This is a genomic window from Longimicrobium sp. (genome assembly GCF_036554565.1).
In the GTDB taxonomy this organism is placed as follows: Bacteria; Gemmatimonadota; Gemmatimonadetes; order Longimicrobiales; family Longimicrobiaceae; genus Longimicrobium.
Window position 1 is genome coordinate 1 of record NZ_DATBNB010000293.1, and the last position, 9,831, is coordinate 9,831.

4 protein-coding genes and 1 pseudogene are annotated in these 9,831 nt (G+C 70.8%); all 5 read right to left on the reverse strand.

What is annotated here, in order from left to right; genetic code table 11:
* Window positions 1-652 (reverse strand): annotated as a pseudogene (locus VIB55_RS07865) (sigma-54 interaction domain-containing protein); the annotation flags it as partial.
* 436 nt (window positions 653-1,088) lie between these two features.
* Complete coding sequence (gene gcvT, locus VIB55_RS07870; RefSeq protein ID WP_331876124.1) at window positions 1,089-2,204, reverse strand: glycine cleavage system aminomethyltransferase GcvT; 1,116 nt, start codon at window positions 2,202-2,204, stop codon at window positions 1,089-1,091.
* Window positions 2,205-3,071: 867 nt separating this feature from the next.
* Window positions 3,072-4,721 (reverse strand): glycoside hydrolase family 10 protein, encoded by a 1,650-nt coding sequence (locus VIB55_RS07875; RefSeq protein ID WP_331876125.1) that lies wholly within the window; start codon window positions 4,719-4,721, stop codon window positions 3,072-3,074.
* A gap of 165 nt (window positions 4,722-4,886) precedes the next feature.
* Window positions 4,887-6,272, reverse strand: a complete 1,386-nt coding sequence (locus VIB55_RS07880) for a hypothetical protein (RefSeq protein ID WP_331876126.1) — start codon at window positions 6,270-6,272, stop codon at window positions 4,887-4,889.
* 16 nt (window positions 6,273-6,288) lie between these two features.
* On the reverse strand, window positions 6,289-9,420 hold the full coding sequence (locus VIB55_RS07885) for a SusC/RagA family TonB-linked outer membrane protein (RefSeq protein WP_331876127.1): 3,132 nt from the start codon (window positions 9,418-9,420) through the stop codon (window positions 6,289-6,291).
* Window positions 9,421-9,831: the final 411 nt, after the last annotated feature.

Genomic DNA, 9,831 nt, shown 5'->3' on the forward strand with positions numbered 1-9,831 from the left:
TGAGGTTCTTCAGCTCGCGGACGTTCCCCGGCCAGTCGTAGTTCACCAGGATTTCGAGCGCTTCCGGGTCGATGCCCAGGAACGGCCGCTCGTGCTCGGCGCTGAACTGGCGGATGAAGCCCTCGATCAGCCGCGGCACGTCGTCGCGGCGGGCACGCAGCGGCGGAAGGTCGATGCGCAGGACGTTCAGGCGGTGGTACAGGTCGCGGCGGAACTCGCCGACCTCCACTTCCTGGCGCATGTCGCGGTTGGTGGCGGCGATCACGCGAACGTCCACGCGGATGGACTCCTCACCGCCCACGCGCCGGAACTCCCGCTCTTCCAGCACGCGCAGCAGCTTGGTCTGCGTGGAGAGCGGCATCTCGCCGATCTCGTCCAGGAAGATGGAGCCCCCGTTCGCCAGCTCGAAGAAGCCCTTGCGCCGGTCCGTCGCGCCGGTGAACGAGCCCTTCTCGTGGCCGAACAGCTCGCTTTCCAGCCGGTTTTCGGGGAGCGCCGCCACGTTGACGGCGATGAACGGCCGGTGGCGCCGCGGCGAGAGGGCGTGGATGCCGCGCGCCACCAGCTCCTAGCCGGTGCCGCTTTCGCCCAGGATGAGCACGGTGGAGTTGACCGGGGCGATCTGGACGATGCGCTCCAGCACCTCTTCCATCGCCGCGGTCTCGCCGACGATGCCGGTGATTTCGCGCAGCTCCTGGCGCTGCACCAGCCGCCGCCCCACCAGCGCGACCTCGTCGGCGTCGACGGGCTTGGGGAAGCACTCGTGGATGCCCAGCTGGCGGCAGATGTCGCGGCCGGAGGGCTCCGTCGGCTCCGTCAGCCCGATGATGGGGGTACGGCCGCGCTCCCGGGCCGCGTGGATGAGCGCGCGGGCGCGGCGCTCGCGCAGGCCGCCGGTGATCACCACCAGGATGGGCTCCGCCAGGGCATCGTCCAGCGACTCTCCTGGGGCCAGCAGCTCCACCCGCAGGTTCTGCCCCTCGAAGGCCGCCCGCAGCCGCACCGCCGGCTCCAGGTCGTCCGTGGTAATCAGGACCGCTTCCGCCACTCTCGCATCCGGATCGCTTCGCCGTGAATCAACGAGGAAATCAGTCCTTCTTCACCGAGCCGCCGGTGTAGAACGGGGGCCTCACCACTTCCGCGGGCACGGCCGCGTTGCGGATGACGATGCCGATCTCCGTCCCCGGCTTCGCGGCGGCGGTGGGGACGTACGCCATGCCGATCCCCTGCCCCAGCGACGGGCTAGACGTGCCGCTGGTGACCACGCCCGCCTCGCTCCCATCCACGGAAACCGGGTAGCCGTGCCGCGGAAAGCCGCGCTCCTTCAGCCGGAACCCGACGAGGCGCTTCTGCACCCCCTGCTCCTTCTGCCGCGCCAGCGCCTCGCGGCCCACGAAGTCACCCTTGTCCAGCTTGACCACCCAGCCCAGCCCCGCCTCCAGCGGCGTGGTGTCCTCGTCCAGGTCGTTGCCGTACAGCGCGTACCCCATCTCCAGCCGCAGCGAGTCGCGGCACCCCAGCCCGGCGGGGAGCAGGCCCGCATCCGCGCCCACCTCCAGCAGACGGCGCCACAGCCGCGGTGCGTCCGCCGCGGGCACGTACAGTTCGAAGCCGTCCTCGCCGGTGTAGCCCGTGCGGCTGATGGTCGCCTCGATGCCGTCCACCGTGCCCTCCGCGAAGCGGTAGTAGCGGATGGAGGGGAGGTCGGCGTCCGTCAGCGTGCGCAGGATCTCCTCCGCGCGCGGGCCCTGCAGCGCCAGCAGGGCGATCTCGTCGGTCCGGTCCACCAGCTCCACGCCGAACTGCTCGGTGAACTGCGAGATCCAGCGGAAGTCCTTGTCCTTGTTGCTGCCGTTGACCACGAGCATGTAGTGGCCGGGGTAGCGATAAACGATCAGGTCGTCCAGCAGCTTGCCCTCGTGGTTCAGCAGGGTGCCGTACTGCGCCTGCCCGACGGCGATCTTGCTGACGTCGTTGGTCGTGACGTACTGCACGAACTCCATCGCGCGGTCGCCGCGCACCTCGAACTCGCCCATGTGCGACACGTCGAACAGCCCCGCGGCCTTGCGCACGGCGTGGTGCTCGGCGGTGATGCCGGTGGGATACTGCACCGGCATCTCGTATCCCGCGAAGGGGACCAGCTTGGCGTTGAGCGCGGCGTGCTCGCCGTGCAGCGGGGTGCGGAGAAGGGTGCCCTCGGCCATCGGGTCGTTCAGGTGCGGGTGATTCGTTCGCGGATCGCGGGCTGCCAATCTAGCACACCCCGCCGGAGGGGGCGAGAGGATGGAGGGGATGCTCGGGGGCAGAGGATGTCGGAAGGGGCGGAGTTCGGTGAGGCCGCGGGCGCCCCCCATCCCCAGCCCTTCCCCCGCAAACTGCGCGGGGGAAGGGAGCCAGCCCAGTGCGCGCCGATGTTTCCTTCCCGCAGAAAGGCCCTGTCATCCTGAGGCCCATGCGCGCCTTACCATCCCGCACTCCATCCCACGCGGGCCGAAGAATCTAACAGAGGACACTTCTCAGCCCGGGCGCGGGAGCGGGCACCCGTGCAGAGGCCGCGATGTCGGGGCGTTTCGACTCGGGCCGGCGCATGGCGCGGGAGGCCCCTCCCCCGGCCCCTCCCCGCATGCTGCGCATGCGGAGTGGGGAGAATTCGTGTGCGCTTCGGCTCGCCTCGCGCACGCCACTTCGCCAGCAGTCCGCGAAGGCGGACTTCGTGAATTTCAAGCTGCGGTTTCAACCGCCGGGACGGGAGCCGCGGCCTCGGCTACCGTGCCCGCTGCCGCGCCCACGTTGGTACGTGTCCGCGGGTAGATCCTTCGGCCCGCGAGGGATCGTGTACGGGCGAGGATCGTTCGCCTGGGCCTCAGGATGACAGGCTCCGTCGTCACGCCCGCATCGGACGCACCGCCCCGACCGTGATGTGCACCCTCCCCCGCATGCTGCCATGCGAGGGAGGGTGTGCGCTTCGGCTCGCCTCGCGCACACCACCTCGCGTGCAGTCCGCGAAGGCGGACTTTGGGCCGTCGTTGCCGCGACTTCAGTCGCCCCAGCAGGGCCGAGGCGTCCTCGGGTTACGGCGTGACCGCCGGGGGAACGGCGCGCGCGGCCTCCCCCTCCAGCCCCAAGCGGTCCACCGGCGAGACGGTCACCAGGTCCACCGGCGCCGGGGGCAGCGCCGCGGCGGCAGGCGCGGCGGGCGCGGCGGGGGCGGCGGGGGCGGTCGGCTCGGGGATGGTGAAGGTGCGGTCCGCGCCGGGCACCACGTCCACCCCCCACGCGCTCCCACGGCGCCAGCGCACCACCCACCAGCGCGGGTCCGTCCCCGCCGCCGGCTGCATCTGCACGGAGAGCAGCCGCTCGGGCGAGGTGAGCTGCACCGTTACGCTGGGCGCGGCCAGCACCCGGCCGCCCAGCCATGGCGACGCCGGAACCAGCGCGCGATTTCGATACGGGCCCGCCACCAGCCGCTCGTTGATGGAGTCGCGGTTCTGCAGGAACACCCGCATGCTGAAGTGCACGTTCCCCGTGGCGCCCGGCATCCCCCGCGTCACCCACACCTGGTCCGTGATCTCCTCCGCGCGCCACCCCGCCGGCGGAACCTCCACCCGGCTGGTGAAGTTGCCCGGCCACATGTGCCGGTGGTGCACGTTCTGCTCGACCCACCAGCGCAGCAGCACGGGATAGCTCAGGTCCGGCCGCGAGATGGGCCAGTAGAGCTGCGGGGTGAAGTAGTCCATCCACCCTTCCCGCAGCCACAGCCGCGCGTCGGCGTACAGTTGTGCGTACTGGTCGAACGCCACGCCCTGCCCCGCCGGAAATCCCGGCCGGTACAGGCCGAACGGGCTGATGCCGAACTTCACCCAGGGCTTGCGGTCCTTGATGCCGCGGTACACCTCGCGGATCAGCGTGTTGACGTTCTCGCGCCGCCAGTCGTCGCGCGCCAGCCGGCCGCCGCCCGCCACGTACTTCCGCCAGCTGGGCTCGTCGGGAAAGTCGATGGGCCCGGCCGAATCCCGCTCGGGATACGGGTAGAAGTAGTCGTCCACGTGCACGCCGTCGATGTCGTACCGGCTCACCACGTCCAGCATCACGCGCAGCGAATGGGCGCGCACCTCGGGCTCGCCGGGGTCCATCCACGCGTTCCCGCCGTACTGGCGCACCAGGTCCGGCCGGCGCCGGGTGATGTGCGATTCCGTGTTTTCCGAACGGGCGGAAGGATGGCGCGCGCGGTAGGGATTGAACCAGGCGTGAAGCTCCATCCCCCGGCGGTGCGCCTCGTCGACGGCAAAGGCCAGCGGGTCATAGCCCGGATCGCGCCCCGACTGGCCCGTCAGGTACTCGGACCACGGCTCGTGGGGCGAGGCGTACAGTGCGTCGCCCGCCGGACGCACCTGCAGGATCACGGCGTTCAGGTTGAGCGCCGCGGAGCGGTCCATGATGGCCACCAGCTCCGCGCGTTGCGAATCGGCGGAAAGGCCGGTGCGCGACGGCCAGTCGATGTTGGCCACCGTGGCCACCCACACCGCCCGGAACTCGCGCGGTACAGGGGGAAGCCCGTCGGCCTGGACCTCGGCCGGGCCCGCGGCGGGTGCGGCGGCCGGGGCGGACGCGGGCCGAGCGCCAGCCGTGCAGGCGGACAGCGCGGCCGCCATCCCCGCGGCAAGGGCGAGCGGGCGCGCGCGGAGCAGCGCGGCGTACCACGGAGAGGGAGCGTCAGGCATCGGATCATGGGGTTGGGGGGACGGACCTCAGACTACGCGTGCTCCGCGCCGGGCGCCATCCCCGGAACGGCGGCGAGCGGAGGATGCGAAAAGGGCTTCCGCCCCGGCCGTGCCGGAACGGAAGCCCTCGCGGGGAGCGCCGAAGCGCTCCCTGCGTCCGGCAGGCTACTGGTAGTGCGGGTTCGACGCCATCTCGGCGAGGTTCACCGGCAGGCAGTACTGGTTGGTGTAGGCCAGCCCCGGCGCGCCGGACACCGGCCCGGTCTGGAACTGGCTGAACGCCTCGATGCCGGCCCCGTACTGCGTCTGGTACCGGCGCAGGTCGCCCAGGCGGTGCGCGTCCAGGTAGAAGTCGCGCCGCCGCTGGTCGCGCAGGTTGCGGTAGAAGTTGGCCGGCGTGGTGGGCTCGGTGGCCGACGCCGTGTTGGCCGTCCCCGGCGCAATCACCCGCCGCGACTCGATGAAGGCGATGTTCTCGGCCGTGGGGCCCTCCGCCTCGGCGCGGATGTACCGCGCCTCCAGCCCCGACGCCACCCGGATGGCGGACGCGCGGCTGAAGTCGCCGCCCGGCAGCGTTCCCGTGTACGTGCTGTACGCGCTGGGCGAGCGGGGAACGAACACCTGCTGCCCGCTCCCCACCGCCGTGCGGGTGGTGGTGGGGATGGGTACCCGCGGGTCCACGTTCACCAGCGCCTCGAAGGGGGTTCCCGACACCGACGAGTTGACGGCCGCCCGCAGCCGCCCGTCGACGATGTTGTTCTCTTCGGTGCTGTTCTCCGAGTAGAACGCGCTGAACCGGAACGCCAGCGGCACGGCCGAGGCGTGCTGGATGGCCAGCGGCTTGTCGTTCAGGTTCAGCGCGGCGCGCGCGGCGGCCACCCGCGCGAAGTTGATGATGGAGTCGGCGCCCTCCACCAGCGCCCGCGACGCCGCCGTGGAGGGGACCACCGCGTTGCCCACCGCCCGTGCCGCCGTGGCCACGGTGATGGCCTCGTTCAGGCGCGGAAGCGCGAAGTCGCGGAACAGCTCCTGGGGCGTGTAGGGCCGGCTCTTGTTCACGGGAGCCTCGCACAGCACCTCGCCCATCAGCACGAACGCCATGCCCCCGTACGCCTGCACCCGGGCGAAGCGAAGGTCCGTGGCCACCGAGTCGCCCCGGACGGACCGGAAGATCTGCGCGGTGGTGTCGGCGATGCCGCGGGCGCGCTGCAACTGGGCGTACACACCGCCGCCGATGGTGCCGTTCTCGGGGGTCACCGCCCGCGTCTCGATCAGCGGCTCCTCCGAGAAGGTGGCGTGGTTGCGAAGCTCGTCGGTGAACAGCCCCGTGTAGACCGCCACGTCGTCGAACGCCCGCTGGAAGTCGCCCATCACCCCGAAGGTGAGCAGGTTCAGGTACGCGGGGTCGTACAATTGTTCGGGGTCGATGGCCTGCGGGTTCTCGACGTCCAGCAGCCCGTCGCAGGCCGCCATCCCTCCCAGGGCCAGCAGCGCGGCCCCCGTCGCGAGCACCCGGCGGCCCAGGCGGGCCGGGGCGAATGATTTCTTCATGATCACCGGTTCCCGGTCAGAAGTTGAAGTTGAGCGAGGCCGTGATGCGGCGGTTCTGCGGCGCCGCGTACGCGTCCACGCGCACGAACGACCGGTTGCCGTAGGTGTTCGCCTCGGGGTCGATGCCGGAGTATTTGGTCCACAGCGTCGCCAGGTTGCGCGCGGCCAGCGTGAAGGTGGCCCCGGAGGCGCCGGTGCGGGCCAGCAGCGTGCGCGGCAGCCCGAAGCTGATGGAAACGTCGCGCAGCTTCAGGAAGTCGCCATCCTCGATGTACGGGGCGAAGAGCAGGTTGGTGAGCGTGGCCCCCGTCGCGAAGTTCACTCCGCTTCCGCGGTACACGTTCACCTCGCGGACGAAGGCGCTGTCCGCGGCGTTCTGCGGCTCGAAGTACCGGATGTCGTTCAGCCGCTCGCAGTTCTCCGCCGCGGCCGGGCGGCAGCGGTCGAACTCCTTGCGGTTGAACACCTTGAAGCCGCCCTTGTAGTCCAGCTGCGCGAACAGCGTCACGTTGCGGAACAGCGTGATGGTGTTGCCCCAGCCGATCTCGCGGTTGGGCGTGGGCGATCCCAGGTAGGTGAACGCCGTGTCCATCAGCGGCAGGTTGTTGGCGGCGAACTGGATGTTTCCGGCATCGTCGCGCAGCGGCAGCCGGGCCCAGAAACCCGCGATGGGATGGCCCACGCGGTGCTCCTGCACCGTGCCGTACGCCTGGAAGGCCGCGTCCGCGCGAATGCGCGCCTCGTCGCCGAAGCTCACCAGCTCGTTGTGGTTGGTCGCCAGGTTGAACCGGCTTTCCCAGGTGAAGGCGTCGCGCTGCACGGGCACCAGGTTCAGCAGGAACTCCACCCCCGTGTTGCGGATGTCGCCCAGGTTGGTGAGCTGCGAGCTGATGAAGCCGGTGGACGGCGCCACCGCGGCGCTCTGCAGCAGGTTGTCGGTGCGCTTGTCGTAGTAGGTGAAGTCCAGCGTCACCCGGTCGTCCAGGAACCCCGCCTCGAAGCCCAGCTCGTACTCCTCGCCGCGCTCCGGCTCCAGGTTGGGGTTGCCGAAGCCCACCGAGCGGATGCCGTTGACGGTGGTCACGCCGCCGGCCGTGGGTACGGTGACCTTGACCACGGTGTACGTCTGGTTGGCCGAGTACGGGTCCGGCGAGCGCCCCGCCTGGCCGTAGGCGCCGCGCACCTTCACCTGCGTCGCGGCGAAGCGCTGGAAGAAGCTTTCCAGGCGCGGCTCTTCCGACACCACCCACGAGAAGCCCGCCTTGGGGTAGACGATGACGTCGAACTCCTTGCCGAAGCTGGAGTTGTCGTCGGCCCGAAGCGCGCCCGTCAGGAACAGCCGGTTGTTGAAGCCCAGCTGCTCCTGGATGTAGTAGCCGATGGACTTGTTTTCCAGGAAGGTGTTGCTCGACGAGCTGAACGCCGCGCTCTGGATGGTGGTGATGTCCGGGGCGCCCAGCCCCCGGCCGGTGCCGGTCAGCGTCTCACGCCGGCGGGCGATGTAGTTGACGCCCACCGAGGTGCTGCTTTCCAGCCAGTCGGTAACCGGCAGCTCGGCGGTGCCCACGTAGTCGGCCGTGTAGTAGCGCTCCTCGGGCTCGCGGATGGCCACGATGCCCTCCGGGACCTCGCCGAACTGCGCGTCGGTGGAGCCCGGCGTGGAAAGGATCTGCGCGTCGCCCCGCGTAAGGTCCAGCCCCAGCGTCACGCGGTTGCGGAACCAGGGGAAGGGCCGGTAGTTGGCCGTGCCGCCCAGCGTGGTGCGGTCGGAGCGCGTCTGGTTGTTGTACTCGTTGGCCTGCAGGCCGCCCACCGAGCCCGGGTACCCGGAAAACACCTCGGGAAAGCCCGTGAAGCGCCCCGGCCGCCCGCGCACCGACAGGAAGAGCAGCCCCTGCGCCGACTCGTCGCCGATGGGAAGCCGCAGGTGGTTGCGGACGAAGTTGGTGCTGAACTGGAAGTCCAGGCGCTCGTTGGCGGTGGCGGTGAAGTTGGCCCGCACCGAGCGGCGGTTGTTGAAGCTGTTGTAGAAGACGCCGTTGTCCTCGTCCATGTCGCCCGACACGAAGTACGAGAACCGGTCGCCGCCGCCGCGCACCGACAGGTTCAGGCGCCGGACGTCGCCGTCGCGCACGCCGAACGGGTCGTTCAGGATGGGGCTTTCCGCACGGATCACGTACCCCGCCTGCTGCCCCTGGCACCCCGGCCAGCGCGGCGTGGGATTCGTGGCACTCACCGTTTCGGTGAGCCGCGCCGTGGTGCAGACGGTGAAGTTGTCGGGGAGGTCGGCCCGCAGCTGGTTCTGGCCGTACTCCACCTTGGCCGACCACTGGGTGCGCTGGCTGCCGCGGGTGCCCTTCTTGGTGATCACCTGGATCACGCCGCCCGCCGCCTCGGCGCCGTACAGCGTAGCGGCGGCGGGCCCCTTGATCACCTCGATGGACTCGATGTCCTCGGGGTTGATGAAGGAGAGCGCCGACGTCACCTGCGTGCTGAACGAGGTGACCGCGCCGCCCGAGGCCCCGAAGTTCCCCAGGTCGGCGTCGCTGTAGCGGATGCCGTCCACGTAGATCACGGGCCGCACCGCCGTGAGCGACCCCGCGCCGCGGATGCGGATGTCGGCGGCCGCGCCGGGGGTCCCGGAGTTGGAAAGGATCTGCACGCCCGGCGTGCGCCCCTGCAGGATCTCGGTGACGTCGCCCACCGTCGTCCGTTCGGTGATCTGGGCGACGTCCAGCGAGGTGACGGAGTTGGGAATGGTGCGGCGGCTGGTGACGCCGGCGGTGCCGGTGACCACGATGGCGTCCAGCCCCAGCGCGGCCGGGGCCAGCGCCAGGTCCGCGCGCGCCGTTGCGCCCGCGGCCACAGTCACCGAGGTCTCGCCTGCCTGGTAGCCTAGCCGGCTGGCGCGCACCTGCACCCGGCCCGCGGGCACCTCGGCCAGCGTGAACTCGCCCGCGGCGTCGGTCACCGTGCTGCGGCCGCCGCCCGCCACCGTGGCGCCCGCCAGGGGCTGGCGGTTGCCGGTTTCGACGACGGTGCCGCGAATGGTGCCGCCCTGGGCGTGCAGCGACGGCGCGGCGGCGCACAGCAGGCCCACGGCGGCGGCCAGCGTCAGCCAGCCCTTCCGTTGGATGGGAAAGCCCATCTCGTCCTCCTGAAATTGTGAATATTCGTGGATGGAGCGCGAAACCGTACCAGAACGAAATTCGGGGGGAGTTCTTCCTCCGGTGCGGGGGTGGTGCGCGCCCGGAACCGCGGCGCCGCCCGTCCGCGGGGCGGCTGCCGCGTTGCGCGCGGATGCGAAGCGTCCGTCACCTGCCGCGGAAAGCCTGGCGGCCCCCGCGCCCGATCGACAGCCGGGTCGATGGTGGACAGGATATGCGGGCCGGACGCCGCTGACAAGACAAAAGTTACAAAATCGTGATCCGCGGGACGGCCCGCCCGAGCGCGGCTCGATCGTCGGCGTGCAGGGGATGGCGCGTCACGGCCGTCCCGGCTGCGTGCGCGCCGGGCGCGCCAGCCCCGTGCCGAGCGGGTGGCGCGGCGGAAGCGAAAC